Genomic DNA, 24,850 nt, shown 5'->3' on the forward strand with positions numbered 1-24,850 from the left:
TCCAGCGGCCCGTCCCCCGATCGTGGGGAGCTGGAGCGTTCCCATCAGTCCCAGGCCCTCAGCAGGAGCCAGCCGCCGCTGGCGGTGTCGAAGCGCAGTTCATAGGTCCCGACCTCCTTGCCGGCCGCGGCCCCCACTCGCCAGAAGCGCCGCTCGCCGGGATCGGCGTCCGAGGTCTTCCACCATTCCCTGACGACCACCCAGTGGTCCTGGATCTCGCGGACGGTGTAGAGCCGGTCACGCCAGACGAACTGAGCAGGGCGCCCGTCCCGGACCCACACCTCGATCGGATCGCCGTAAAGTCTGCTCAAGACTCCTTCTCCCTGTGGCTTCGTGGCCACCCGGGGGAAGACGGGCGGATGATTCGGGCAGAATCGCCGCTACTTCGAACATACGTTCCCAGCGGGGTGAACGCAAGTCGGCGCGGCCCGTTCCCGGGTGCGAAATCCCAGGAAGCGCGCCCGCCGGCGGATCACTCGCCGAGCCAGATCCCGCCGCCCCGGTAGGGCGGCTCCTCCGCTTCGGTGTCGTCCGCCACCGCCGCCCAGACGCGCGCCGTCCTCGGCTCGCCGACGATGGCCGCCACCCGGGTGTGCCCCAGCGGGCCCGCCGGAAACGTCCCGTACGTCCACTTTCCGCCCGACAGGTGACCGACCGCCGTGTTCCACTCGTTCTTCGCGTAGAACAGCCAGAACCCGCCCTTGCCGTCGGCCTCCAGCCGCAGCTGGGGATCGAGCTCGGGCTCGGACGGCAGGCTGTAGCTCCACCGTCCGTTCTCCCGACGCAGGAACAGCGTGCTGCCGCAGTAGGTCACGTCCTCCTCCTCGGTGCCGCAGACCCACGCGACCCAGCCGACGGCGGCCACCCTGCCCGACTCGTCCACCGCGAGGTCCACGAGCTCGGAGAGCTGGCCGCGGTGCAGCGCGGGGACCGCGGGGAGCGGGACCGTGCTCCAGGACCAGCCGTTCCATCGGGCGACGGCGGCCCTGCCGCGGCTGGAACCGGCCACCCAGACCTCGCCGCCGGGCAGGCCGTCCACGCCCTTGGCCACCAGCGGCGGCCGGGCCGTGCGCCATCTCGTGCCGTCCCAGTGCCGCAGCTCCGCCCGGGACTCCCAGGCGCCCTCGGCTCCCCCTGCTCCGTACAGGATGTTCGCGTTCAGGATCGCCCAGACGTCGCCGGAGGCCGTCGCGTGCACCCGCTGCGGCTCCGCACCCGGACCGGGCGCCACGGTCCACCTCCGGCCGTTCCAGCGCGCGGCGGCGTTCTCGCCGAACAGCCACACGTCGCGGTCGGAGGAGGCGGCCACGGCGCGCGGCTCAGTCAGCGGCGGGGCCGGAACCTCGCGCCACCGCCCGCCGTCCCCGCGCAGCACCAGCGGCGCCTTCGTCTCGGGTCCGCACGGCTCCGGCACGCGCGCGCCGGCCGCCCACACGGTCCCCTCGCGGGTCACGGCCAGGCCCCTGATGCGGTCACGGTAGTCGTAGTAGGCGACGCGCCACCCGCCACCCCGGACCGGGCTCGGCTGCGGCGTCGGCGAGCCGGTCAGGCAGGAGGGCGACGGCCGCTCCCGCGCGGCGGCCGAGGCTGCCCCGGCGTCGGTCTCGTTCCAGGTCTCCAGATCGCGAGGCGTGGTCGACGCGCACGCCGCCGGCAGCACCATCGCGGCCAGCGCCGCCGTCACCCGCAGAATCCGCGTCCGCATATCCGTAGGACGCGGCGGGCGGGCATCCGGTTCTGCCGCACCCACCCGTGCCGGCCGTGCGCCGTCGATCAGCAGCGTGGCGATGCGTGCAAGAGAATCGATGAATCGTCGAACGATCCTCTGGATTCCAGGGGAGGTGAGCGAAGGAGCCTCGCGTGAACCGACCCTCCGGCACCCAGACGGCCTCATCGGCCGCCGCGGTGGTCGCGGCCGTGCGGGCCCGCGATTGCGGCCCGCCCGTGCCCCGCATCGGCCTGGCGCCTTTCGTGGAGGAGAGGGCGTGAACGCGCGGCTGCACCGCTGTGGCGAGCACGCGGTCCTGGTCGAGCTCGACCGGCTCGAGGAGGTGGTCGCCCTCTACGACGCCCTCGTGGCCGGCCCCCCGCGGGGAGTCGTCGACATCGTCCCCGCGGCGCGGACGCTGCTCGTCCGGTTCGAGCCGCCGGCGCGCCACGCCGAGGTGGAGTCCGCCGTCCTGGCCGTACGGCCGGCCGGAGGGCGCCACGCGACGAGCGAGGAGGTGGTGATCCCGGTGGAGTACGACGGCGACGACCTCGCCGATGTGGCCCGGCTGACCGGGCTCACCGAACGCGAGGTCGTGGCGGCGCACACCGGGACGCCGTGGACGGTCGCCTTCTGCGGGTTCGCCCCCGGCTTCGGCTATCTGATCGGCGGCGACTCCCGGCTCGCCGTACCGCGGCGGCCGGAGTCGCGCGTACGCGTGCCCCCCGGCGCCGTGGGGCTCGCCGGGGAGTTCAGCGGGGTCTACCCGCGCGAGTCGCCGGGCGGCTGGCAGCTGATCGGGCGCACCGGGACCGTGGTGTGGGACACCGCGGCCGACCCGCCCGCCCTGCTGCGCCCGGGGGTCCGGGTGCGCTTCGCGGAGGCGCTGTGAGCGGGGCGACGGCGAACGGGACGACGGTGAGCGGGGCGACGGTGCGAGGAGCGACGGTGCGCGGGTCTCGGCGGGCGCTGGTGGTGCTGGCCCCCGGCCCCCTCACCACGGTGCAGGACCTCGGGCGGCGCCGGCACGGCCACCTCGGCGTCGGACGCTCCGGCGCCGCCGACCGGGGCGCGCTGCGGCTGGCCAACCGCCTGCTGGCCAATCCCGAGAACGCCGCCTGCCTGGAGGTCACCCTGGGCGGGCTGAAGGTGCGCGCCACCGGCGACCTGCTCGTCACGCTCACCGGCGCGCCGTGTCCCGCCACCGTCACCTGCCCCGAGGGGCGCACGCGCGGCATCGGGCACGCGTCGGTCGAGCGCCTGCCCGACGGGGCGACGCTGCGGCTCGGCGTGCCGCCCCGCGGGCTGCGGACCTATCTGGCGGTCCGCGGCGGGATCGACGTGCCCGAGGTGCTGGGGTCACGGGCCACCGATCTGCTCTCGGGGCTCGGCCCGGAGCGTCCGGCGCCCGGATCGGTGCTCCCGGTCGGGCCGGCGCCGGCGGAGTTTCCCGTGGCCGATCTCGCGCCGGCGCCCGAGCCGGAGTCCGGCGTCCTCATGCTGGACGTCCTGCCGGGACCACGCCACGACTGGTTCACGCCGGGGGCGCTGGCGGCCCTGTGCGCGGAGCCGTACGAGGTCACCGCGCAGAGCGACCGGGTCGGCATGCGGCTGCGCGGGCCGCGCCTCGAACGCGCGCGCGACGGGGAGCTGCCGAGCGAGGGCATGGTCCCCGGCGCGCTGCAGGTGCCGCCGTCGGGACAGCCGACGCTCTTCCTCGCCGATCACCCCGTGACCGGCGGATATCCCGTCATCGCGGTGGTGCGTGACCATCACATCGACCGGGCGGCGCAGGCCCGCCCCGGTCAACGCATCCGTTTCCGGATGGCCGGCGACCATCGATTCACCGGCAGCTGACCGACCGGCCGGGCGTGCCGGCGGTCGGGCCATGCCCGCGGTCGGGCGGGCCGGCGGGCGGGCGGCCGGCCCCCTCGTGCTGCCGACGCGCCCGATCCCCGCCGAGCCGGTGCGACGCGAACGCCGCGGACGCCGGGGTCAGTCGCCGGCGCGGCGGACGAGGGGGTTGGCGGCGGTGGAGTTGCGGATGCTGAAGGTCACGCTCCCTGCGCGGTAGCGGTCGTCGGAGGACTCGACGGGCCGGCCCTCCTGCGTGGTGGTGACGCGGCGCTGGCGCAGCAGGGGGCTGCCCCGTCGCACGCCGAGCAGCCGGGCGTCCTCGCTGCCGGCCGCCACCGCGTCGATCAGGTGCTCGCCGTAGGCGAAGACCAGGCCGACGGACTCGTAGAGCTCCTGGGTCACCGACTCGCAGCCGGGGTCGAGCCGCTCGACGGCGGGGGCGATCCACCCGGCGTAGACGGTGCGCTCGACCAGCACCGGTTCGCCGTCGAGCCGCCGCAGCCGCAGCACGTCGAGCACCTCCTCCCCCGGCTCCAGCGACAGCCGTACGGCCTCGGAGGGCGAGCACGGACGGCGCTGGGAGGACAGCACGGTACCGCTGGCGCGGTAGCCCATCGAGCGGGCCCACTGGGCGAAGCTGTGCAACTCGGCGAAGCTCTGGCTGCGCTCGCTGCCGAGCACGATGCGCCGCGCGCCCTGCCGGGACCCCACCAGCCCCTCGGCGGCGAGCAGAGCGACGGCCTGGCGAACGGTCCCGCGCGCCGCCGAATAGCGTAAGGCCAGCTCAGCCTCGGAGGGGAGCTGAGCGCCTATCGGATAGCCGCCCCTGACGATGGCGTCCCGCAGGTCACTCGCAATCTGTTCGTAGCGCGCCATCGTGCTGAGCCCTTCCGTTCACGCGACCGACATCGATATGCGACTTACTAGCTCTGGCTTGTTTGTACAAGTTCGCCTAAGTTCGATCCACGCACCACAGTGGGAGGGACCGTTGTCCACACGTACCGCCGGCCTCGTGGCCGCGCTCACGATAACCACCTCAGTGATCGCGGCATGCGGCGCCGCCCCCACGACCGCCGGCGGCGGCTCGGGGGCGGGTGATTCCAAGGCCGCCTCCGCGACCTCCGCCCAGGACTTCGGCGGGCTGGACAAGCTGGTGGAGGCCGCCAAGAAGGAAGGGAAGCTCAACACCATCGCGCTGCCGCCGGATTGGGCCAACTACGGCGAGGTCATCAAGGCGTTCGAGGCCAAGTACGGCATCAAGATCACCAGCGACAACCCCGACGGCTCCAGCCAGGACGAGATCAACGCGGTCAAGACCCTCAAGGGCCAGGACCGCGCCCCCGACGTGCTCGACCTCGGCAGCGCCTTCGCGCTCAGCGGCGCCCAGGAGGGCCTGTTCGCGCCCTACAAGGTGCAGAGCTGGGACAAGATCCCCGACGGCCAGAAGGAGACCGGCGGCGCCTGGTACTACGACTACGGCGGCTACATCTCCATCGGCTGCGACGCCAAGCGGGTCAAGACCTGCCCCGAGACGTTCGCCGACCTGCTCAAGCCCGAATACAAGGGCATGGTCGCGCTGAACGGCGACCCGACCAAGGCCGGCGCCGCCTTCGCCGGCGTCTACGCCGCCTCGCTCGCCAACCAGGGCTCGTTCGACGACATCCAGCCCGGCATCGACTTCTTCAAGAAGCTCAAGGAGAACGGCAACTTCAACCCGGTCGAGGCCACCCCCGCCACGGTGGAGAAGGGCGAGACCCCGATCACCCTCGACTGGGACTACCTGCAGGCCAGCTACGCCAAGGAGTTCTCCTCCAAGGGCGTGGACTGGAAGATCGCCATCCCCGCCGACGGCCAGTACGCCAACTTCTACGCCCAGGCGATCAACAAGTGGGCGCCGCACCCCGCCGCCGCCCGCCTCTGGCAGGAGTTCCTCTACAGCGCCGAGGGCCAGAACCTGTGGCTGAAGGGCTACGCCCGCCCGGTGCTGCTGCCCTCCATGCAGGAGGACGGCAGCGCGGACGCCGCCATGGTCGCCCAGCTCCCCAAGGTCGAGGGCACCCCCACGTTCCCCACTCCGGACCAGGTCAACAAGGCCAAGGAGGTCCTGGCGAGCGGGTGGGGCGCGGCGGTCTCGGGCTGAGATCGTGCGCGACAGCCGTACGCGATCGAAGAGCCGGTGGGCGGCCGTTCCGCTGCTGGTCTTCGTCGTCATCGTCTTCGGTGTGCCGATGCTGGTCCTCCTCGGTGGCACGTTCACCAAGGAGGGCACGCTCAGCACCGCCAACCTCACCGAGTCGCTCCAGGGCGCGTACCTGACCGCCCTGCTCGGGAGCGTCAAGATCTCGGCGCTCGTGGCGGTGCTGGGCGGGGTGCTCGGCACCTTCCTCGCCCAGGCCGTGGTGACCTCCCGGTTCCGCGCGCTGCGCGAGGCGGTGCTGACCGCCTCCGGCGTGCTGGCCAACTTCGGCGGCGTTCCGCTGGCCTTCGCCTGGATCGCCACGCTCGGCAACTCGGGCGTCGTCACCACCACGCTCGGCCTCGGCCAGCACGGGTGGAGCCTGTACAACTTCTGGGGTCTCACCCTGGTCTACCTGTACTTCTCCATCCCCCTTCAGGTCCTCACCGTCGTGCCCGCGCTCGACGGGCTGCGCCCGCAGTGGCGTGAGGCCGCGCAGAACAACGGCGCGAGCACCTGGCAGTTCTGGCGGTATGTCGGGATTCCGGTGCTGACCCCGGCGCTGCTCGGCGGGGTCGTGCTGCTGTTCGGCGGCGCGTTCTCGGCGTACGCGACGGCGCAGGCCATGGTCGGGTCCACCGTCCCGCTGGTCACGCTGAAGATCGCTGACGCGCTCACCGGCAACGTCCTGATCGGCCACGAGAACGTCGCGCTGGCCCTCAGCCTCGACATGATCGTGGTCGCGGGCCTGGTCATGGCCGTCTACCTCCCGCTGCAGCGAAGGAGCGCCCGATGGCTTCGCTGACCCCACAGGTGACTCCCGGGACGGCGCCCGGCGCCGCCCCGGCCCCCGCACCCTCCCGGCCCGGCCGGCCGCGGCGTCCCCGGGTGTGGCGCGGGGCGGTCCTCCTGCTCGCCGCCGTCTACTTCCTCGTCCCGCTGATCGCGTCGTTCGTCTTCACGGTGAAGGCGCCGGGCCAGGGCTTCTCACTCGACGCGTACGGCCAGATCTTCTCGGCCGAGGGCTTCGGCGGCAGCCTCCTGCTGTCGCTCGGGCTCGGCGTCGCCACGATCGTGCTGGTGCTGCTGCTGACGCTGCCCGCCGTGGTGGCCGTACGGCTCGGCGCGCCGCGGCTGCGGCCGGTGCTTGAGGTGGTCTGCACGCTGCCGCTGGTCGTTCCCCCGATCACGTTCGTGGCCGGGATCAGCACCGTGCTGCGGTGGGGGCCCGACTACCTGGCGACCACGCCCCTCTACCAGACGATGATCGCGGTGCAGAACCCGGACTTCCCCGTGGTGCTCGTGCTCGCCTACGTCGTGCTCGCGCTGCCGTTCGCCTACCGCTCGCTCGACGCGGGCCTGGGCGCGATCGACGTGCGCACGCTGTCGGAGGCGGCCAGGAACCTCGGGGCCTCGTGGCCCCACGTGCTGCTGCGGGTGATCATCCCCAACATGCGGTCGGCGATGGCGAGCGCGTCGTTCCTCACGCTGGCGCTGGTGCTCGGGGAGTTCACGATCGCCCGGCTGCTCAGCTTCGAGACCTTCCCCAACTGGATCTACCGGATCTCCGGCTCACAGGCGCAGGTGTCGGTGGCCGTCTCGGTGTTCAGCCTGCTGATCACCTGGCTGCTGCTGCTCGCCCTGTCGTCGGCCGGCGCGAGACAAAGGAGTGGATCATGAACGGCGCCCGGGTCGAGTTCCGCGGCCTGCGGCGGCGGTTCGGCAGCACGGTCGCGCTGGACGGGCTCGACCTCACGGTGGAGCCCGGCGAGCTGATCGCGCTGCTCGGCCCGTCGGGATGCGGCAAGACCACCGCGCTGCGCTGCCTGGCCGGCTTCGAGCAGCCCGACGAGGGCGAGGTCCTGGTGGACGGCTCCGACATCACGCGCGTGCCGGCCAACCGGCGCGACGCCGGCATGGTCTTCCAGTCCTACAGCCTCTTCCCCAACCTCAACGCGCGGGACAACGTGGGCTTCGGCATGCGGGTGCGCAAGGCGCCCGCCGCCAGGCGGCACGCCCGCGCGCAGGAGCTGCTGGAGCTCGTCGGCCTGCCCTCGGTCGGCGACCGCTACCCCCACCAGCTGTCCGGCGGTCAGCAGCAGCGCGTGGCGCTGGCCCGCGCGCTCGCCCTGGAGCCCAGGGTGCTGCTGCTGGACGAGCCGCTGTCGGCGCTCGACGCCAAGGTGCGGGTCACGCTGCGCGAGGAGATCCGCCGCCTGCAGCTCTCCCTCGGCATCACGACGATCTTCGTGACGCACGACCAGGAGGAGGCGCTGTCGATGGCAGACAGGGTCGCCGTGCTGCGCGACGGCCGCCTGGAGCAGGTCGCCGACCCCGCCACCCTGTACGACCGGCCGGCGACCCCGTTCGTCGCCGAGTTCGTCGGCGCGATGAACCACCTGCCCGGCCTGGTGTCGGGCGACCGGGTCACGGTCCTCGGGCAGAGGCTGCCGGTGGAGGGCCCGTCCCCGGACTCCGCGCGGGTGGACGTGCTCGTACGGCCCGAGGCCGTGCTGGTCACGCCGGTCGACGCGTCCGGCGGCGAGGGCGACGGGATCGTCATGGTGTCGTCGTTCCGCGGCTCCACCGCGCGTCTTCGGGTCCGCCTGGACGACGGCACCGAGGTGCTGGCCGACGTCCCCGGGCACGACTCGGCGCGCTTCGCGCCCGGCACCGCCGTACGGGTCGGGCTGGTCGAACGGCCGGTGCTCGTGGCGGCCCGTCCGGAGACCGCGGTCGCGGCGGCGATCCCGGAACCCGATGTCGTCTAGGGAGAGCCCGGCGGCGGTCCTGTTCGACATGGACGGCACGCTGGTGGACACCGAGGACCTGTGGTGGGACGCCTGCGTGGAGGTCGCCGGCGGACTGGGCTCCCCTCTCGGGGAGGCCGACCGGGAGGCGCTGTTCGGCCTGTCGGTCGAGGACGCCGCCCTGCACATCTCCGGAGGTCCGGGGGCGGGGGCCGTGGAGTCCCTGCTGACGGACGCGTTCACCCGCCGGCTGAAGAACGGGGTGACCATGCTTCCGGGCGCGGTCGCGCTGCTGGAGGCCCTGCGCGCGGCCGGGATCCCGGCGGGGCTGGTCAGCGCGTCCCCCCGGCCGGTCGTGGACCTGGTGCTCGAGACCGTCGGCGGGCACCGCTTCCGCCTGTCGGTGGCCGCCGGGGACAGCGCCAGGAACAAGCCCGCGCCCGATCCGTACCTGGCCGCCGCCGCGCGGCTCGGTGTCGACCCGGCCGCGTGCGTGGCGATCGAGGACAGCCCGACGGGCGTCGCCTCGGCCCGGTCCGCCGGGTGCGCCGTCATCGTGGTCGGCCCCTCCGGCGCTGCCGGCGGCGTGACGGCCGCGGGTGTGACAGCGGGCGGTGTGACAGCCGCGGGTGTGACGGTCGGCGGCGTGACGGCGGTGCCGACGCTGGAGAGCGTCGACCTGCCGCTGCTGCGCCGGCTTGTCTCCGATCCCGGTCCGGTCACTCCTCGGACCTAAGTTCCTTATGGATATCGTCGCAGCATGCACATCGAGAGCACCGTTTGCGAGGACCCGAAGGACGTCTACTCGGCCGCCTGCCCGTGCCGCAACATGCTCGACCTGCTGGCCAACAAGTGGAGCGCGCTGGCCCTGGGCGCTCTGGAGGAAGGACCGCAGCGTTTCGGCGCGCTGCGCGCCCGCCTCCAGGGCGTCAGCCCCAAGATGCTCACCCAGACCCTGCGCCGCCTGGAGGACCACGGTCTCGTCCACCGCGACGTGTACCCCGAGGTGCCGCTGCGGGTGGAGTACAGCCTCACCCCGCTCGGCCGGGACGCCAACGTCCCGCTCGCCCACCTGCGGACGTGGGTGGAGCGCAACATCGCACGCTTCCCCGACCAGGGCTGACCCTCTCACCTCGATGGTTCCCGAGAGGTACTCGCCCTCCTTGCGGGTAACCAGGCGTGGGTGGGTACCGTGCAGGTCATGCCGCCGAACCGTACGAACGGCACGAAATCCTTAAGCACAGGGACAGACATGATCGAGAACCAGAACGGGACCATGCCCGCCGTCGCCTTCCGGCGCAGCCTTCCCATCGACGACCCGGAAAGCCTGCTGGACGTTGAGCTGCCGGTGCCCGAGCCCGGCCCTCGCGACCTGCTGGTCCAGGTGGAGGCCGTCGCCGTGAACCCGGTGGACTACAAGGTCCGGCGCAACAGCGATCCGGGCGGCGAACCCAAGGTGCTCGGCTGGGACGCCGCCGGCACCGTGGTCGCCGTGGGCGACGAGGTCGAGCTGTTCGCGGTCGGCGACGAGGTCTACTACGCCGGTGCGCTCGACCGGCCCGGCGCGAACTCCCGCTTCCACGTGGTGGACGAGCGCATCGTCGGCCACAAGCCCGCCACGTTGTCCTTCACCGAGGCCGCCGCGCTGCCGCTGACCTCCCTCACGGCCTGGGAGGGCCTGTTCGAGCGGCTGGGCCTGCGCGGCGACGCGCTCGGCCAGACCGGGACGCTGCTGGTGACCGCGGCCGCGGGCGGCGTCGGCTCCATCGCCGTGCAGCTCGCCCGCGCCCTGACCGGGCTCACCGTGATCGGCACGGCCTCCCGCCCCGAGACGGTGGAGTTCGCCCGCCGGATGGGCGTCCACCACGTCGTGGACCACCGGGGACCGCTGGCGAAGCAACTGGCCGAGGTCGCGCCCGGCGGCGTGGACTACGTCTTCAGCACGATCGGCACCGACCGCAACCTCGCGGCCTACGCCGAGGCGCTCGTCCCCTTCGGCCAGATCGTCGCCATCGACGACCACGACTCCCTCGACATCGGCGTGCTCAAGCCGAAGAGCATCTCGTTCCACTGGGAGCTCATGTACACCCACTCGCTGTTCCGGACTCCGCACCAGGTGAACCAGCACCGCATCCTCGACCGGGTCGCGCGGCTCGTGGACGCCGGGGTCCTCACCACCACCGCCACCCGCGACCTCGGCCCGGTCAACGCCGCCAACCTGCGTGAGGCCCACCGGATCCTCGAATCGGGCACCGCCATCGGCAAGCTCACCCTGACGGGCTTCTGAGGCCCGCCGCGCCGGGCCCCCGCCGTACGGGCCCGCCGCGCCGGGCCCCCGCCGTACGGGCCCGCCGCACTGGCCCACCACACTGGCCCGGTGAACAACGGGGCCGGGGAACAACGGGGCCGGGGAACAACGGGTACGGCCCGGCCGGTTGGCACCACAGGAACCGAGCCGAAGACAACAGGAGCCGCGCATGCACGCCATCGTCATCCCCGCTTACGGTGATTCCTCGGTGCTGGAGTACGCCGAGCGGCCCGACCCCGAGCCCGGCCCCGGCGAGGTGCTGGTCGAGGTCGCGGCGACGGGCGTCAACTTCATCGACGTCTACCACCGCGAGGGCCGCTACCCGCTGCCGCTCCCGCTGATCCCGGGTTCGGAGACGGCGGGGACCGTCACGGCGGTCGGGCCCGGCGTGACCGACGTGGTGCCCGGAGACCGGGTCGCCTCCGCCAGTGCGGTCGGCGCGTACGCGACCAAGGCCGTGATCCCGGCGGACAAGGCGATCCGGCTGCCCGACGGGCTGTCGCCGGATCTGGCGGCGGCGGTGATGCTCCAGGGGCTGACCGCCCACTACCTGACCCACTCCACGTACGCGATCCGGTCGGGTGACGACGTGCTCGTGCACGCGGCGGCCGGCGGCATGGGCCTGCTGCTCGTCCAGATGGCCAAGCTCCGCGGCGCCCGCGTGATCGGCACGGTCTCCAGCGCCGAGAAGGAGAAGCTCGCCCGGCAGGCGGGCGCCGACGAGGTCGTCGGCTACGAGGGCTTCACCGACGCCGTCAAGGAGATCACCGACGGAGCCGGAGTGCACGTCGTCTACGACGGGGTCGGCGCCGCCACGTTCGACGGGTCGCTCGCGTCGCTGCGACCGCGCGGCATGATGGCGCTGTACGGCGCGGCCAGCGGGCCCGTCCCGCCGTTCGACCCGCAGCGGCTCAACGCGGGCGGGTCGCTGTTCCTGACCCGGCCCACGCTCGGGCACTACACGGCCACCCGCGAGGAACTGCTGTCACGGGCGGACGACCTGCTCGGCTGGGTCGCCTCCGGCGCGGTCAAGGTGCACGTCTCCCAGCGCTACCCGCTGGCCGAGGCCCGGCGCGCCCACGACGACCTGGAGGGCAGGCGGACGACCGGCAAGCTGCTGCTCACGCCCTGAACGTCCGCTCGGCGGCAATGTCGGCCATGTCGGCCAGACGTCGTCACCGGGTCGTGCCGCAAGTCCCCCCGCCGCCTATACGTTGACAGTGGCGGGGGGGTGCCTCGATCAGACCAGAGGGTGGGCCGGCCACTCCAGGAGGCGGGCCCCGAGCACGGCCGTCTCCAGCGTGAACCGCTGGGTGGAGTCGCTCGGCGAGAAGCCGGTCAGCCTCCTGATCCGTTCCAGCCGGTAGGTGATCGCCCGGGTGCTGACGCCGAGCCTGCGCGCCGCCGCCGTGTGGTTGCCCTGGGAGGCGAAGACGGCCTCCAGCGTCTCCAGCAGCGCCTCTGGCCCGCCGCGGGCGGAGGTCAGCGGCCCGAGCACGGTGGAGACGAGGTCCACGATCGCCTCCCTGTCCCGCAGCAGCACCGGGAAGACCAGCAGGTCGGCCGCCTTCAGCACCTGCGCCCGCAGGCCCAGCCGCTCGCCGAGGTCGATGGCGCCCGCCGCCTCCCGGTAGGAGGTGACGATGCCGCCGGGGCCCCGGTGGGGGCGGCCCACCCCTGCCCGCCAGTCCGTGAGCGCGGAGCGTACGTGGTGGGTGAACTCGCCGCTCGCGGCGGTCAGCGCGCCCGGCGACACGCACACCAGCAGGCCGTCGCGGACGGCGACCAGGATGTTGTGCGAGCCGAACCTCGCCACCAGCGCCTGCTCGATCCCCTTGACCAGCGGGTCGCCCGCCGTCACCGGGGTGCCGGGCCTGACCACGGTCACGACGTACGCCCCGGCGAGCCGCAGGCCGAAGTGCTCGGCCCGCTCGGCGTCCGCCCTGCCCTGCAACAGGTCGTCGACGAACAGGCGGCGGGCCTCCTCCTCCTGCCGGAGGGCGGCCCGCTGGGCGTCCTCGTATCCCTCGATGTAGGCGGCCATGCCGCGGCGCACGGCGCCGAAGGCCCCACCGGCGGTGATCTCGGCGGCGTGCAGGCAGGCGTCGGCCAGCACCCGCAGCGGGATGCCGCGTTCGGCGGCGAGGGCGCCGCACTCACGCAGGCCGTCGATGTCGGCGCGGCCGGGCAGCCTGCCGGTGGCGGCCGACGCGGCCAGAACCGACAGGAACCCGCCGAGTAAGTCGGCGGGCACCCCGGTCGCCTCGCTCACGCGAGCGAGAACGCTGTCCATCAGACTCCTACGTCACGCCGTTCGAAGGCGAGCAGCGCCGTCATGAGCAGGACGGCCGTCGCACCCAGCAGGACAAGGTAGTCACCGTACGGCCAGCCCTGATAGAGCGGCCTGCCGTCGAGGTAGTAGTGGACGGGCGAGAGCCAGCGCAGCCAGGAGATCGCGTCGATGCTCCTGCCCATGGTCTCCACGATGTACCCGGCCACGCCCCAGACGCCGACCACGGCGAGCGCGACCTGCTTGCGCCCGAAGGCCGCGCCCACGCACAGTGTCAGCGTCCCGAAGAACAGCACGAGCAGGAACAGCCCGGTGTGCGCGGCGAGGATGCCGCCGAACGGCACCTCCATGTGGGCGGCGGACGACGCCCCCGTGGCGACGGCCAGCGTCACCAGCGCCACGGCGAGCAGGCCGAGCGCCAGCGCGGCCCAGCGCTCCAGGAGCAGCCGCCTGCGGTCGATCGGCAGCGTCAGCGTGAGCTCCAGCGTCTTGGCCTCCTCCGGGCCGGCGATGGCCCGGTTGCCGAGGATCGCGGCGCACATGGTGAACAGCAGCGGGCCGAGGAGCTGGTAGGCGACCGCCTGCAGGTAGCCGCGTCCGGTCGCGATGTCGGACATGCCGCCCATCAGGTCCTTGAACGCGCCCGGATACTTGGCGATGGCCTGCTTGCTGAACGTCTCGGGGTCGTTCATCATGCTCGCGTAGATCGAGATGTACATCCCGAGGAACGCGCACAGCCCGACCGTCCACCCGATGAGGGCGCGGCGGTACTCTCCGAGGCTCTTACGCACCAGCGTGGGCATGACGGCCCTCCTCCTCGCTGTAGTAGGTCAGGAAGATCTCCTCCAGGTCCGGCTCCGCGCTGACCATGTGGACCACCGTGTAACGGGCCGCGGCCTTGATCAGCGCATCGGGCCTGCCGTCGATGGTGCAGCGCAGGCTCGTCCCTTGGACGACCACGTCCCGTACGCCCGGGAGCCCGTCGAACGACTCTCTGGGGACCGGCGCGTCGAAGTGGAGCTCCACGTGCCGTACGGCCCGCTCGCGCAGCGCGGCGATGTCCTCGACCGCGACGAGGCGCCCCGCGCGCACGATGCCCACCCGGTCGGCCACGTGCTCCACCTCGGCGAGCACGTGCGACGACATGAGGATCGTGTGGCCGGCCGTGCGCGCCTCCCGGACCATGGCCAGGAACTCCTGCTGCACCAGCGGGTCGAGCCCGCTCGTCGGCTCGTCCAGGATGAGCAGCTCGGGCTCGTGCATGAACGCCTGGATGAGCCCGACCTTCTGCTTGTTGCCCTTGGACAGCTCGCCCATCCTGACCGACAGGTCGGCGTCGAGCCGCTCGGCCAGCTCGTCGATCCTGCCGCGGCTCACCCCGCCGCGCACGTCGGCGAGGAACTGCAGGTAATTACGGGCCCGCTCCCTGCCCTCCAGGGCCAGCTCGCCCGGGAGGTAGCCGATCCGGGCGCGCACGCGCGGATCGCGGGTGCCGGCGCCGAGGACGGTCGCCCGGCCGGACGTCGGCCGGATCACGTCGAGGAGCAGCCGGATCGTCGTCGTCTTGCCGGCGCCGTTGGGGCCGAGATAGCCGAAGACCTCGCCCGGCCGGATTTCGAGGGTGAGGTCCTCGAGGCCCCGCCTCGCACCGTAGAACTTCGTCAGTCCTTCGGTTTCCACCACTGCTGTCATGCCGCAATGGTGGCGCTCCCGTCAGGCGCGGGGTATGCCCGCTTCCGGACACTTGCCGGTCGCGTTCGTTCCCACCTTCGGCAAAGCGGCGGTCAGGGCATGCGGCAGGTGGTGGAGCCGGGCAGCAGGTGCCGGTAGCGGGAGACCAGCCGGTAGCCCGCCTCGGCGAGCCCGCTCACCGGCGGGGTCAGCATCACCCGGCCGGCCACGCTCCAGGCCACGTTCGGCTGCAGGGCCAGGAGCAGCGCGATTGCGCGCGCGCCGTGGGCACGCAGCCCGTCCGGGCCGAGCAGCCGCACGGACGTCTCGACCTCCTCGCGCGTCAGGCCCACCGCGCCGAGATCGAGGCCCTGCCACGCCCGCACGGCGGGCATGTACGGCAGGAACCGATGCCCGGCGTTCACGCACGTCTGGCAGAAGGCGCAGTCGCCGTCGAAGACCAGCAGGATCCGGTTGTCTCCGCTTTGTCCGCCCATGCCGTCGAACCTACCAATCCTGGGACGGATCATTCCGGTCGCGCGGTGGCGGTGGCGGTGGCGGTGGCGGTGGCGGTGGCGGCCGCCGTGAGGCCCGCACCGCCAGCACGACGATGAGGATCACCGCGACCGCGAGACTGAAGACGACCGCGACGACCAGCAGCAGGACGAGCGCACTCATCGTCGATCCCTTCGGCGGTTCCGGGTGAGGGCGAGCCGGGCGGCGACGGCCAGGCCGACCGACGCGTACGACACTGCGCGCGCCAGCTGTACGGACCTGGGGATGTCGGCGACGGCCGGGCGGGGACCGTCGCCCAGCTCCGGGCGGCGCTCCACCCTGCCGCCGTAGTCGTTGGCCCCGCCGAGGCGTACGCCGAGGGCGCCGGCGAAGGCCGCCTCGCAGCGGCCGGAGTTGGGGCTGGGATGGCGGTGACCGTCCCGCGCGAGGACGGCCGCCGCGCGGCGCGGGGAACCGCCCGCCAGACCGGCGAGGCCCACGGTGAGCAGGGCCGTCAGCCGGGCCGGCACATAGTTGGCCACGTCGTCCAGCCGGGCCGAGGCCCAGCCGAACCTCTCGTAGCGCGGCGACCGGTGGCCCACCATCGCGTCCAGCGTGTTCACCGCGCGGTAGCCGAGCAAGCCGGGAACGCCGAAGACCGCGCCCCACACGAGCGGGGCGACGACGGCGTCTGATGTGTTCTCCGCGATGGACTCGACCGTGCCCCGCGCGAGCTCCGCGGCGTCCAGCCCCGACGGGTCGCGCCCGCACAGGTGCGGGAGGCGTGCGCGGGCGGCGGCCAGGTCGCCCTCCTGCAACGAGTGGGCCATCAGCGTGCCCTCCCTGCCCAGGGTCGTGCCGCCGAGCACCGCCCACGTGGCGGCGGCGGTGACCGCGGTCCGCGCGATCGGGCGTGCCCTGGTCATCCGCTCGGCGAGCAGCCCCGCCGCCGTCGCCGCGCCGACGCAGACCATGGTGTAGGCCAGGCCCGCCAACCTCGAATCACGATATATGCGCTTTTCGAGGGCGGCGGCACGGCTGCCGAACACCGCGACGGGGTGACCCCGCCGGGGATCCCCCACCGCGGCGTCGATCGCGGCCCCGGCGAGCAGCCCTGCCACCGTGGCACCGTCCATGATCCGGGTCACGCACGCATTCTGCCGTACGTGCGTATTTGTCACGCTATGGGCTCATCGCCGAGGAGACGACGCTGGATCGCGTCCTCGTTCGCGTCGAGCCAGGCCGCGGCGCGCCTGATCCGTCCGCCCGCGCCGCCGTCCCACATGCGCGCCCAGCCGCCGCCGAGGGTCCTGGCCCGGTCCCGCATGAGCGCGTAGGAGCGGCCGAACCGCATCCTCGCCGTCTCCACCAGCATGAGCCGATCCCGCGCCGGCAGGCCGTACGCATCGCAGAACGACCGCACCCGGGCCGCCGCGTCCAGGGACCGCTGCAGCGGGTCGCGGTCGAGCGGATCGGCGAGCGGAGCCCAGTGCCGCACCGTGGTGACCACGTCGAACAGCCGCGTGGTCGGCCTGGCCATGTCGAAGTCGATCAGCGCGTACGGCAGGAGTCCCGAGCCGGGCCGCTCACGGAAGACGACGTTGGCCGGGGTGACGTCGCAGTGACCCACGAGCTCGGGAGAGCCCTCCGGCGCCGAGCCGTCCTCCCAGGCGGCGCCGGGAGGCGGCCGGAACGAGGCCGCCGCGTCGTGGAAGCGCCGCAGCAGCCGGGCCAGAGTGGTCAGCGCCTCGTCGCTCACCGCGTACGCCGGCAGGGGATGCGCGGGCACCACGCCCTCGACGTACGTGAGGATCATCCTGCCCCGCTCGTCGACCCCGCGAACCCGCGGCGCCCGGTCGAACCCCACGGCCTCCAGGTGCCGCAGCAGCGCGTGGACCGACGGTGACGTGGGACGCATCGGCCGCCGCACCGTCGCCCCCACCCGCACGACCCCCTCGGAGACGTCTCCGATGAGCGGGATCTCGCGTACGGACATGGCGAAGCAGTGTAGCCGCGAGATCGCTCAGACGCAGGCGAGCAGGCGACGTTCCCCCTCGCTCCCCCTCGCGCGCTGATCGGGCGCCCTCCCGGAACCTCGTCTCACGGCCGGCGGCACCGGACGCCCTCGCGGAGCGCCCTGGACGAGGGGTCTGAACGGCGTCGGCCAGGGGCCGACCGGGCATCTCCGACGAGCATGACCACCAGGCCCGGGGCCCGTGCGAGGCATGGTGTGGCCCATGTCGGGGAAACCGGGTGTGTACCCGGTCCCCGGATCATGCAGAATTAGGCACGAGCGCCCTTAGCTCAGCTGGATAGAGCATCGGACTTCTAATCCGACGGTCGCAGGTTCGAATCCTGCAGGGCGCGCTCCTCTCATCAGCCCATCTGGGCTCCGAGCTGGGCTTCTGCTGGATCACGCGCGATCGCGCATGCGACCGCGCGCCACCAGAAGCAGCCCCAGGCGGCCACTCCCGGAACATTTCGGAATGATGTTGGTCACTTTCCGCAGGTCGCCAGGCGGATTCCGCCAGCTTCCGGAGCGATCCCGAGGTCCCCGAGCAAGCCGAAGGGTCCCAGCCTGAGCCGGGACCCCTGACGGTGCGTTGTCCTACTCCGCGTCAACGTGCGCCTTGATCCACTCCCATCCGTCCTGCCATGAGCTGAACGCTTGAAGGTGTTGACCATCACGCGCGTCAAAAACGTGGTACTGAAACTTCCCGTTGCTCCCCGTTCGGATGAGGTCATACGCCTCATCGTTCGAGCGGTACCAGACGCACTCACCATCCAAAGGGCGCGAGGGAGAGGCGTAGGCGTACTGGTGAGTGATCGACATGAGCCGGAGCGTACGAGCCGAAGAGAACACAAGCAATGGCCCCCGCTTCCTCATACGCCGAGGGCTTCCATGATGCGCTGGTTGGCCACCTCACGTTGCCCGTCGATGCACTTGGCGTAGACCCTGAGCATCACGTCTATGCCATGACCGGCCCGCTCTGCGGCTTCCGGCGCGTGGACTCCCGCATTGAGCCACAGCGAGACGGCCGCAGGGCGCAGGTCGTACGGCCGGGCCGCCAGGGGCGAGGCGACCTGCCCGGGCGTGAAGGCGTAGCTCCGGGCTTCCTTCCAGATCTTCGAGTAGGCCGACCCGGAGATGAGCCCGCCCGTCCTCGTACGAAACAGCCGTCCGTCATCACTGACGCCGTGCCGCTCGATGTGCTCGCGGAGGATGGCGACCAGTTGGGGCAGGATCGGTACCTGGCGCGTGTCCTTCTCGCCCCGATGCTTGAGCCCGCGAATTTTAGATGATGCGCGATAGTGGGCATGATTCGCACTCTTCGCGCACCGAGGGCGAACTTAATCAGTTCAAACAGGCTGCTCTTGCCTGTTCCGTAACTTCCTATCACGGCATTGACTCCACTCGCAAACTGATATACTCTCACATCCATATCTGTATTGAGCGTTATGCTATTGAAGCGCAAGGAGACGGCCATACTTTTCTGCTTTCTCTGAGATTTAGATCAGTGTCCGATGTGGGCGATCGATCGCGTCTGGCAGATTCTTGTAAATAAGGTCTTGCAGAGACGCGCCGCCGCCATACAGATACAGCACGACGATCGCCATGCTGTGGCCGGCCATCCCACGGGGTAGGGGGCGATCGGAGGCCTGGGACTTCGTTCCTCAGCCCCAGTCCAACGGGCTGCGGTGGTGACCGCTGAGCAGAGTGCTGATGTCAGGCAGGCACATCACGATCGGTGCCCGTGTCTGCGGTGGGCAATCCCAGCTCTGCCAAGCCGGACCGGACCGCCTTCGATTCCTGATCGAGCAGACTCCGCGCCCTTGTGCCCCAGTTGGCGTCTATCCGGAAGCTGTCTCCCTCGAAGCGAGGGAACACATGCAGGTGGAAGTGGAAGACCTCCTGAAACGCTGCTTTCCCGTCCGCCAGGAAAATGTTCACGCCCTCACACCGCAAACCAGAGCGCCGTAGAGCCCGGCCCATCCGATGGCCGATCGTCCATACATGCGCACTCGTCTCCTCATCAAGGTCTTCCAACCCCACGGCGTGAACGCGTGGAATGACAAGGAGGTGACCTGGGGTGACGGCTCCTATGTCCATGATTACCATTACGCGGTCGTCTGCGTAGGGAACGCTCGCTTCAGCCTCGCCGCGAAGGATCGCGCAGAACACGCAGTCCGATCGGCCAAGATCTTCCATGGTCAACATGGTGACAGTGAGCGGCATCCACAGCGAATGCTTTTGGCTTGAGCAAGATCCGGCATGTGCGCAGGACGCACTTCCAGCCGTACAACCCTCGCCGATCCTGCCGGGAGCCCTGTCATGGGTAGGGGGATCGAGCTGATAAGTCGCTTGCCAGCGTGGAGAGGAACGTCAACCACCACTCCCACTTCGTGCATGCCGTAGACGGCCACATCGTCGAGCGCCTGGTTCCGATGTACGCCCACTGGAGCGACAGCACCGACCCTGAACGACTGAAGCAGGACCTCGAAGAACTGGGCATGCTCTGGGACTTCGGCTCAGACCCCGAGGTGTTCCCGCCCTACATCGAGGGTGCTCTGGCACTCGCTGAACGACGCACCGGCGTCCGATTGGAACCTCGCCACTTCCAGCCCGGTGGTTTACCTCACCGCGCCTCCATCGCCCGCTACTACGAAAGCCCTCAAGGCACATTTCCCGAGCTAGCGTGACATCGGTGTGTGCGACTCGGGTGACGGAAGATTCGACTGGAGAGGCATTCGCACGCCTAGATTCATGGCTCGTTCGAGTTGCAGTCGGCACTACGTCGAAACCGAGTGGATAGTTGGGTGGAAGATGTCGATGTCAGAGCCAACACGAATCGATGTAGAGCAGCTCAGGCGGGTGCTTGAGGTGCTCATAAATCACATAACCGGGGAATCCCGCACCGAGATAACCATCTCCAACGAATATTTCTGGTCGGTTCCATCACCTGAGATTTACAAGGCGTACGAGCAGCCGACCGGGCTTACCATCGGACAGATCTCCGAGTCGTGGGACAACCTGCAAAGGATGGTCGAAGACGACGGCGTGATCGACTGGGGGCTGGTGTGGCTCGGCGAAGTTCTCCGGGCCATCGGTCACGAGACCATTGACTGATCGCCCGACGGCCGTCGGGCAGGAGGCAGATGATGTTGCGTCAGCGCAGGTCGATGACAGGGCGGGTGGAGAAGTCCTCGTACATATCCTCGCCGTCCGGCCCATGCACGAACTCGGCGATGCTCGGGTTGTGATTTGCCGTGGCGAGCGGTAGCCAGGCCAGCAGGGTGCCATAGCCACCACAAACCGCCTCGCCGCCGTCGCCGCCGTGGATCGCGGCGGGGTCACTGGTGACCTCGGCACTGTAGACGCTGTCGGCAATGCGGAGACCGAAGGCGTTGGGTTGATGCTGCGGGCCGGCCTTGTCGCCATAGGGGATTCGGTCCAACGGGCACCAGTTACCCCACCTGAACAGGGTGGCGGCCCCCGCGCCGCAGGCGTGCTCCCACTCGTCGGGGTGGGGCAAACGGAGCCCGCGGCTGGTCAGCGCCGCCGGCATCTTCTCAGGCGGAGCAGTCAGTGGTTCGTCCTCTACCGCCATCAGCAACGTCGGCACGGTGACCGTGCGTCGCGGGCTGAGGTACTGGCCGAGGTGCACGCGCAGGTCCGGGTCGAAGCCGTACCCTTGGCTGAGGCTCTGCTCTCGGTAGCAGTCCAGCATGTCGGGCGCTGGCTGCCATGCGGCCAGGTCGAAGCCGACCGTGACCTTCCCCCCGGGTATCAGCGAGAACACCTGGCCATCGCGCTCGATCAGCACGCGGTGCAGCGTAGTTCCGAGGTGCTCGACTGATTCGACCCGGTCGAGGCGGCCCTCTGACTCGGCGGCAGCCTGTTCGGCGATCCGGGTAGCGGCAGCGAGTTCGAGGCCGCGCCATTCGTTGAAGGTGAGAGATGCCAGGGACACGAGCGAGAGTCTGGCATGAGGCGCCGACAGCGGGGCGGTCGTAGTCCCCTGAAGAAAGACGGCCCTGTATTGCCGTGGGGACACGGCAGTACAGGGCCGCTTGCTCCAGGGCGCCGGCTCGCAGCGGATCAGGGTCGCCGCTTCGGTCAGTGAGGAGCCGGCCGGAGAAATGCTGGGGCTGAAGCCGGTCGCCGTCGAACTGGATGTAGACGAACCCGGTGTGGGGACTGTCCGGCGAACGGCCTGTCTCGTAATCGGCTCTGTCCCGTAATCGGCTCTGTCTCGCAGGCGGACCCGTACCGGGGAAGCCGCGGAACGATGGTCGCTCGGAAGGCCGCTCACGATCGTCGCGGGCGGCTTTCCCGCTGGTCGTACGGACGACCAGCCCGGTCAAACGCCGATTGCCACAGGCTCCATGATCTCGCGGTCCTGGTCGGCGTCGGAGCGGAAGTGCTTCGATTGGTGTGCGGCGATCAGGGTGATCAGAGCATTGGCGCCCATGAAGATGGCGATCGGCCACCAGTGTCCGGCGCCCGCGTACAGGGCCGTCGCTATCAGCGGTGCCAGGCCGCCGAGGATCGCGCCGGTGATTTCGCGGGCGAACGCGATGCCGGAATACCGGGTGGCGGCGGGGAAGAGCTCGGTCAGGAATGCGCCCTGCGCGGCCACACCGGTGGACGCCACACCCACCCAGCAGATGATCAGGCCGGCCGCGACGAGCCATGGGTTCCTGGTGTCGATGAGCAGGAACATCGGGACCGTCCAGACGATCCCGAAGCATGCGGCGAACATCAGGAGCTTGCGGCGACCGATCCGATCACCGAGTTTGCCGAAGTACGGCAGGAACGGGGACCCGACGAGGAATATCGCCGCGTTGATCGCGAGCCCGATTCCCGCGGCCATGCCGAGGTTGTTCGTCAAGTAGCTGAGCGCCCACACCTGGGGGATGTAGGTGAAGCCCGACAGCAGGAAGTTCGACCCCAGTGCGACCAGCAGTCGTCGCTTCTCGGTGGCCAGCAACGTCACGAGGGGGATCTTGTGGGCTGCTTCGCCCGCGGCCTCGTCGCCGGGTTGCCGGGTCTCCGTGACTCGGAGCCGCACGTAGAGACTGATGGCGAGAACAATGACGCTGGCCAGGAACGGGATGCGCCAACCCCAGACGAGGAAGCCATCGCCGGTGAGGGCGTCGAGCGCGTTGAAGGTCAGCAGGCCGAGTGCGCTGCCCAGCCACAGGCCGACTCCGGACCAGGAGGAGTAGAAACCCCGTCGCCCCGGGGTGGACGCCTCAGCCGAGAGGGTGATCGCGCCGGCGTACTCCGCCCCCGCCCCGAGACCCTGAATCACCCGCAGCGCGACCAGCAGCACCGGCGCCAGCACTCCAGCAGTGGCGTAGGTCGGCAGAGTGCCGATCAGCGCCGTGCAGATACCCATGATCAGCAGTGTCGTGATCATGACGGGCTTGCGACCGATCCGGTCACCGAGATGGCCGAACACGATGCCGCCGATCGGCCGGGCGAAGTAGCCCACGGCGAATGTCGCGAACGCCGCGAGCAGGCCGGTCAGCTGGTTGTCAGCTCCGAAGAACTGATCCTTGAAGATCAGGGCCGCCGCCGCCCCGTAGAGCGCGAAGTCGTACCACTCGATGAGCGTGCCGACGAGTGCGGCCCCCGCCGCACGGCGGGCCGTCCGCCGACCCGGCGTCGATGCGGTTCCGGTAGCCACAGCGTCCTCCGATCATCTCTTGGGTATAGCGAGTTCCGTAGAATGGGACCATGTTCCGCACTGTAACGGATCCAGTGTGGCGGCGACCACAGTCCCGGCGACGGACTTCTCACCCTCCGGCCGCGTACGGCACGCCTCGCCTGAGGCAGAGCGGCGAAAGCGCGCTAGAGGTGCGGATCCAGCAGCCGGCGAATGCTCGGCTCACTCAGCCGAGGGGCGACTTCGCGCAGATCCTCGCGTAGCACGCCCGCCTCGACGGCCATCCGCTCCGCGATGGCGGCGATACGCTCCGGCCCCATCCGAGTCTCGACGGCGGCGACGCTGAGCGAGGCGATGGGCAGACCGTCCTCGGCCAGCACGGGGACGCCGACACCGACCGCACCAGGCACGATACCGCCGTTGTTCACCGTGTAACCGCGCTCACGTGCCGTACGCGCGGCCTGCAGCACAGACGCGGCGTCCGGCCGCGGATAGCGCGAGCTGGAAGGTGAGCTGGCCAGGACCGCCTCGATCTCGTCGTCCGGCAGCCAGGCGAGCAACGCCATCGCGCCGGCGCCGACTCCGAGGGGGCGCCTGTCGCCGACCTGCAAGGTCAGGGTGCGAATCGGGAAGCTGCCGAGCACGCGGTCCACACAGAGCGATTCGATGCCGCTCCGGGTGGACAGGAAAACCGTGTCGTGTGTCGTGCGCGCCAGCGCGGCCAACCGCGGCCCGGCTATGTCGACGATCCCGTGCCGGTTCAACGCCTCGGTGCCGAGACCGACGAGCTTGGGGCCGAGGTGGAATGAGCCGGCCTCGGTCTGCTCCAGCCAGCCGAGCTCGGTGAGCGTCGCGAGGATCCGGTGCACCGTGGTCTTCTGCAGGCCGGTCGCGGTCACGACATCCATCAGCCGCGCCCCTTCGGCGCCCCCGTTGGCCACGACGTCGACGATCCCTGCCGCGCGCGTGACGCTGCGAACGCTCTCCATGAGCGACTCCTTCCAATATCCAACAATTCTATCGCTGGTTCCGTCTGACAGTCCGTAGTTCCGACACGTGGTACGTTCACCCTATGGATGACGGCTGCAATCAGGTGAACCCGTCGGCGGCCCTGATCGATCTTCGACCTGTCACCGTGCTTGACAGCATTACCGAACTGCAAACGGCGGATCGTCACAAGGTCGCCGTCACGGGTTCCCACGGCGGGCTGGCCAGCGGACGGCATGCGCTCGCCCACGGTGTCGCGGCGGTGATCTTCAATGACGCCGGCGTCGGACTGAACGGCGCCGGCACACGATCCCTGGCGGACCTCGACCGTTGGGGAGTGCCGGCCGCCGTGGTATCGCACCTTTCCGCTCGCATCGGCGACGGCCGGGACACCATGCGGTCGGGAGTCGTGTCCGCGTGCAACGGCACCGCCCAGGCGCTCGGAGTGCGGCCGGGCCACAGTTGCCTCGCCGCGGTGGCCGCACTCCGCACGTCAGCCGCTCACGCACAGGAGACGGATACGGCCGGCTTCGCCTCGGCGAGCGGTCAGGTCGGCCCTCACCACGTGGTCATCCTCGACTCGGCTTCACTGATCGGGCCGGATGCCGCGGGCAGCGTGGCGGTGACCGGATCGCATGGGGGGCTGCCGGGGCGTCGAGCCGCCAGAGCGCTCAAGCACCCGGCTCGCTTCGCCGCCTTCAACGACGCGGGCGTCGGAAAGGACCAGGCCGGCATCGCGCGGCTTGAGGTGCTCGACTCTCAGGGCGTTCCCGCGGTGACGGTTCGCCACGACAGTGCCGAGATCGGCGACGGGTCGTCGACTCTGCGCTCCGGAGTCGTCTCGTACGCCAACAGCCTCGCCATTCGAAGCGGTGCGCGGGCCGGCGCATCGCTGATCGAAGTGATCCGCCGGCTGCCGGAATAATTCGCGAATC

General features: G+C 70.7%; 27 protein-coding genes, 1 tRNA gene and 1 pseudogene. 15 read left to right on the forward strand and 14 right to left on the reverse strand.

Annotated features, from left to right (window positions below; translation table 11 throughout):
• Nucleotides 1-44: 44 nt before the first annotated feature.
• Both FLX07_RS19215 and FLX07_RS19220 read right to left on the reverse strand, forming a co-directional pair.
• Nucleotides 45-311, reverse strand: a complete 267-nt coding sequence (locus tag FLX07_RS19215) for a DUF6504 family protein (protein WP_142572199.1) — start codon at nt 309-311, stop codon at nt 45-47.
• Between the two features lie 161 nt (nt 312-472).
• The gene (locus FLX07_RS19220; protein WP_142572200.1) at nt 473-1,705 is read right to left on the reverse strand and encodes an NHL repeat-containing protein; all 1,233 of its coding nucleotides are present in this window, start codon (nt 1,703-1,705) and stop codon (nt 473-475) included.
• Between the two features lie 155 nt (nt 1,706-1,860).
• Here FLX07_RS19220 and FLX07_RS38475 point away from each other — a divergent pair, with 155 nt between their 5' ends.
• From FLX07_RS38475 to FLX07_RS19230, 3 genes are read left to right on the forward strand one after another with little or no spacing between them, the layout of a single operon-like run.
• Nucleotides 1,861-1,989, forward strand: coding sequence for a hypothetical protein (locus tag FLX07_RS38475; RefSeq protein ID WP_263407692.1), 129 nt, complete (start codon nt 1,861-1,863; stop codon nt 1,987-1,989).
• A complete protein-coding gene (locus FLX07_RS19225) occupies nt 1,986-2,600 on the forward strand; it encodes a 5-oxoprolinase subunit B family protein (RefSeq protein ID WP_229689731.1) in 615 nt (204 codons plus the stop codon). The genes FLX07_RS38475 and FLX07_RS19225 overlap by 4 nt, the downstream gene beginning before the upstream one ends.
• A 56-nt stretch (nt 2,601-2,656) precedes the next feature.
• Nucleotides 2,657-3,565 carry a 5-oxoprolinase subunit C family protein gene (locus FLX07_RS19230; protein ID WP_229689730.1) on the forward strand — a complete coding sequence of 303 codons (909 nt, stop codon included), beginning with the start codon at nt 2,657-2,659 and terminating at the stop codon, nt 3,563-3,565.
• A gap of 138 nt (nt 3,566-3,703) precedes the next feature.
• Here FLX07_RS19230 and FLX07_RS19235 read toward each other — a convergent pair whose 3' ends face one another.
• Nucleotides 3,704-4,441 carry a GntR family transcriptional regulator gene (locus FLX07_RS19235; RefSeq protein WP_142572202.1) on the reverse strand — a complete coding sequence of 246 codons (738 nt, stop codon included), beginning with the start codon at nt 4,439-4,441 and terminating at the stop codon, nt 3,704-3,706.
• A gap of 112 nt (nt 4,442-4,553) precedes the next feature.
• Here FLX07_RS19235 and FLX07_RS19240 point away from each other — a divergent pair, with 112 nt between their 5' ends.
• From FLX07_RS19240 to FLX07_RS19275, 8 genes are all read left to right on the forward strand, one after another.
• Nucleotides 4,554-5,705 carry an ABC transporter substrate-binding protein gene (locus tag FLX07_RS19240; protein WP_223854083.1) on the forward strand — a complete coding sequence of 384 codons (1,152 nt, stop codon included), beginning with the start codon at nt 4,554-4,556 and terminating at the stop codon, nt 5,703-5,705.
• A gap of 4 nt (nt 5,706-5,709) precedes the next feature.
• A complete protein-coding gene (locus FLX07_RS19245; protein ID WP_229689729.1) occupies nt 5,710-6,546 on the forward strand; it encodes an ABC transporter permease in 837 nt (278 codons plus the stop codon).
• Nucleotides 6,534-7,421, forward strand: coding sequence for an ABC transporter permease (locus tag FLX07_RS19250; protein WP_142572205.1), 888 nt, complete (start codon nt 6,534-6,536; stop codon nt 7,419-7,421). The genes FLX07_RS19245 and FLX07_RS19250 overlap by 13 nt, the downstream gene beginning before the upstream one ends.
• The gene (locus tag FLX07_RS19255) at nt 7,418-8,512 is read left to right on the forward strand and encodes an ABC transporter ATP-binding protein (protein WP_142572206.1); all 1,095 of its coding nucleotides are present in this window, start codon (nt 7,418-7,420) and stop codon (nt 8,510-8,512) included. The genes FLX07_RS19250 and FLX07_RS19255 overlap by 4 nt, the downstream gene beginning before the upstream one ends.
• Nucleotides 8,502-9,227 (forward strand): HAD family hydrolase, encoded by a 726-nt coding sequence (locus tag FLX07_RS19260; protein WP_142572207.1) that lies wholly within the window; start codon nt 8,502-8,504, stop codon nt 9,225-9,227. Before FLX07_RS19255 ends, FLX07_RS19260 begins: the two co-directional genes overlap by 11 nt.
• Before the next feature lie 24 nt (nt 9,228-9,251).
• On the forward strand, nt 9,252-9,614 hold the full coding sequence (locus FLX07_RS19265; RefSeq protein WP_142572208.1) for a winged helix-turn-helix transcriptional regulator: 363 nt from the start codon (nt 9,252-9,254) through the stop codon (nt 9,612-9,614).
• Between the two features lie 129 nt (nt 9,615-9,743).
• Entirely contained in the window at nt 9,744-10,778 is a 1,035-nt protein-coding gene (locus tag FLX07_RS19270) for a zinc-binding alcohol dehydrogenase family protein (protein ID WP_208762279.1), read from the forward strand.
• 190 nt (nt 10,779-10,968) lie between these two features.
• Nucleotides 10,969-11,931: a quinone oxidoreductase family protein gene (locus FLX07_RS19275; protein WP_142572209.1), complete on the forward strand. Its 963-nt coding sequence runs from the start codon at nt 10,969-10,971 to the stop codon at nt 11,929-11,931.
• Nucleotides 11,932-12,039: 108 nt separating this feature from the next.
• On the opposite strand, the gene FLX07_RS19280 is transcribed toward FLX07_RS19275, so the two are convergent.
• From FLX07_RS19280 to FLX07_RS19305, 7 genes are all read right to left on the reverse strand, one after another.
• Nucleotides 12,040-13,092, reverse strand: a complete 1,053-nt coding sequence (locus FLX07_RS19280; protein WP_142572210.1) for a PucR family transcriptional regulator — start codon at nt 13,090-13,092, stop codon at nt 12,040-12,042.
• Complete coding sequence (locus FLX07_RS19285) at nt 13,092-13,892, reverse strand: ABC transporter permease subunit (protein ID WP_142572211.1); 801 nt, start codon at nt 13,890-13,892, stop codon at nt 13,092-13,094. The genes FLX07_RS19280 and FLX07_RS19285 overlap by 1 nt, the downstream gene beginning before the upstream one ends.
• On the reverse strand, nt 13,873-14,781 hold the full coding sequence (locus FLX07_RS19290) for an ABC transporter ATP-binding protein (RefSeq protein ID WP_142572212.1): 909 nt from the start codon (nt 14,779-14,781) through the stop codon (nt 13,873-13,875). Before FLX07_RS19290 ends, FLX07_RS19285 begins: the two co-directional genes overlap by 20 nt.
• A gap of 92 nt (nt 14,782-14,873) precedes the next feature.
• A complete protein-coding gene (locus FLX07_RS19295; protein ID WP_167748303.1) occupies nt 14,874-15,257 on the reverse strand; it encodes a thiol-disulfide oxidoreductase DCC family protein in 384 nt (127 codons plus the stop codon).
• Between the two features lie 10 nt (nt 15,258-15,267).
• Nucleotides 15,268-15,438, reverse strand: coding sequence for a hypothetical protein (locus FLX07_RS36525; protein ID WP_167748304.1), 171 nt, complete (start codon nt 15,436-15,438; stop codon nt 15,268-15,270).
• Complete coding sequence (locus tag FLX07_RS19300) at nt 15,435-16,391, reverse strand: cobalamin biosynthesis protein (protein ID WP_142572323.1); 957 nt, start codon at nt 16,389-16,391, stop codon at nt 15,435-15,437. The genes FLX07_RS36525 and FLX07_RS19300 overlap by 4 nt, the downstream gene beginning before the upstream one ends.
• Before the next feature lie 41 nt (nt 16,392-16,432).
• Nucleotides 16,433-17,251 carry a phosphotransferase gene (locus FLX07_RS19305; protein WP_142572214.1) on the reverse strand — a complete coding sequence of 273 codons (819 nt, stop codon included), beginning with the start codon at nt 17,249-17,251 and terminating at the stop codon, nt 16,433-16,435.
• Nucleotides 17,252-17,548: 297 nt separating this feature from the next.
• Here FLX07_RS19305 and FLX07_RS19310 point away from each other — a divergent pair.
• A tRNA-Arg gene (locus FLX07_RS19310) sits at nt 17,549-17,622 on the forward strand.
• Nucleotides 17,623-18,982: 1,360 nt separating this feature from the next.
• On the opposite strand, the gene FLX07_RS19320 is transcribed toward FLX07_RS19310, so the two are convergent.
• The gene (locus tag FLX07_RS19320) at nt 18,983-19,465 is read right to left on the reverse strand and encodes an HIT family protein (protein WP_142572215.1); all 483 of its coding nucleotides are present in this window, start codon (nt 19,463-19,465) and stop codon (nt 18,983-18,985) included.
• Between the two features lie 158 nt (nt 19,466-19,623).
• On the opposite strand from FLX07_RS19320, the pseudogene FLX07_RS19325 reads away from it, so the two are divergent.
• Both FLX07_RS19325 and FLX07_RS19330 read left to right on the forward strand, forming a co-directional pair.
• A pseudogene (locus FLX07_RS19325) lies at nt 19,624-19,956 on the forward strand (DUF6461 domain-containing protein); the annotation flags it as partial.
• 130 nt (nt 19,957-20,086) lie between these two features.
• On the forward strand, nt 20,087-20,383 hold the full coding sequence (locus FLX07_RS19330; RefSeq protein ID WP_142572217.1) for a hypothetical protein: 297 nt from the start codon (nt 20,087-20,089) through the stop codon (nt 20,381-20,383).
• Between the two features lie 40 nt (nt 20,384-20,423).
• On the opposite strand, the gene FLX07_RS19335 is transcribed toward FLX07_RS19330, so the two are convergent.
• The 3 genes from FLX07_RS19335 to FLX07_RS19345 all read right to left on the reverse strand — a co-directional run bounded on the left by FLX07_RS19335 (nt 20,424) and on the right by FLX07_RS19345 (nt 23,917).
• Nucleotides 20,424-21,227: a hypothetical protein gene (locus FLX07_RS19335; RefSeq protein WP_142572218.1), complete on the reverse strand. Its 804-nt coding sequence runs from the start codon at nt 21,225-21,227 to the stop codon at nt 20,424-20,426.
• A gap of 390 nt (nt 21,228-21,617) precedes the next feature.
• Entirely contained in the window at nt 21,618-22,949 is a 1,332-nt protein-coding gene (locus FLX07_RS19340) for an MFS transporter (protein WP_142572219.1), read from the reverse strand.
• Between the two features lie 164 nt (nt 22,950-23,113).
• On the reverse strand, nt 23,114-23,917 hold the full coding sequence (locus FLX07_RS19345; RefSeq protein ID WP_142572220.1) for an IclR family transcriptional regulator: 804 nt from the start codon (nt 23,915-23,917) through the stop codon (nt 23,114-23,116).
• 83 nt (nt 23,918-24,000) lie between these two features.
• Here FLX07_RS19345 and FLX07_RS19350 point away from each other — a divergent pair, with 83 nt between their 5' ends.
• Entirely contained in the window at nt 24,001-24,840 is an 840-nt protein-coding gene (locus FLX07_RS19350) for a hypothetical protein (RefSeq protein WP_142572221.1), read from the forward strand.
• Nucleotides 24,841-24,850 lie beyond the last annotated feature (10 nt).

The sequence above is a fragment of the Microbispora bryophytorum genome, from assembly GCF_006874465.1.
GTDB lineage: Bacteria > Actinomycetota > Actinomycetes > Streptosporangiales > Streptosporangiaceae > Microbispora > Microbispora bryophytorum.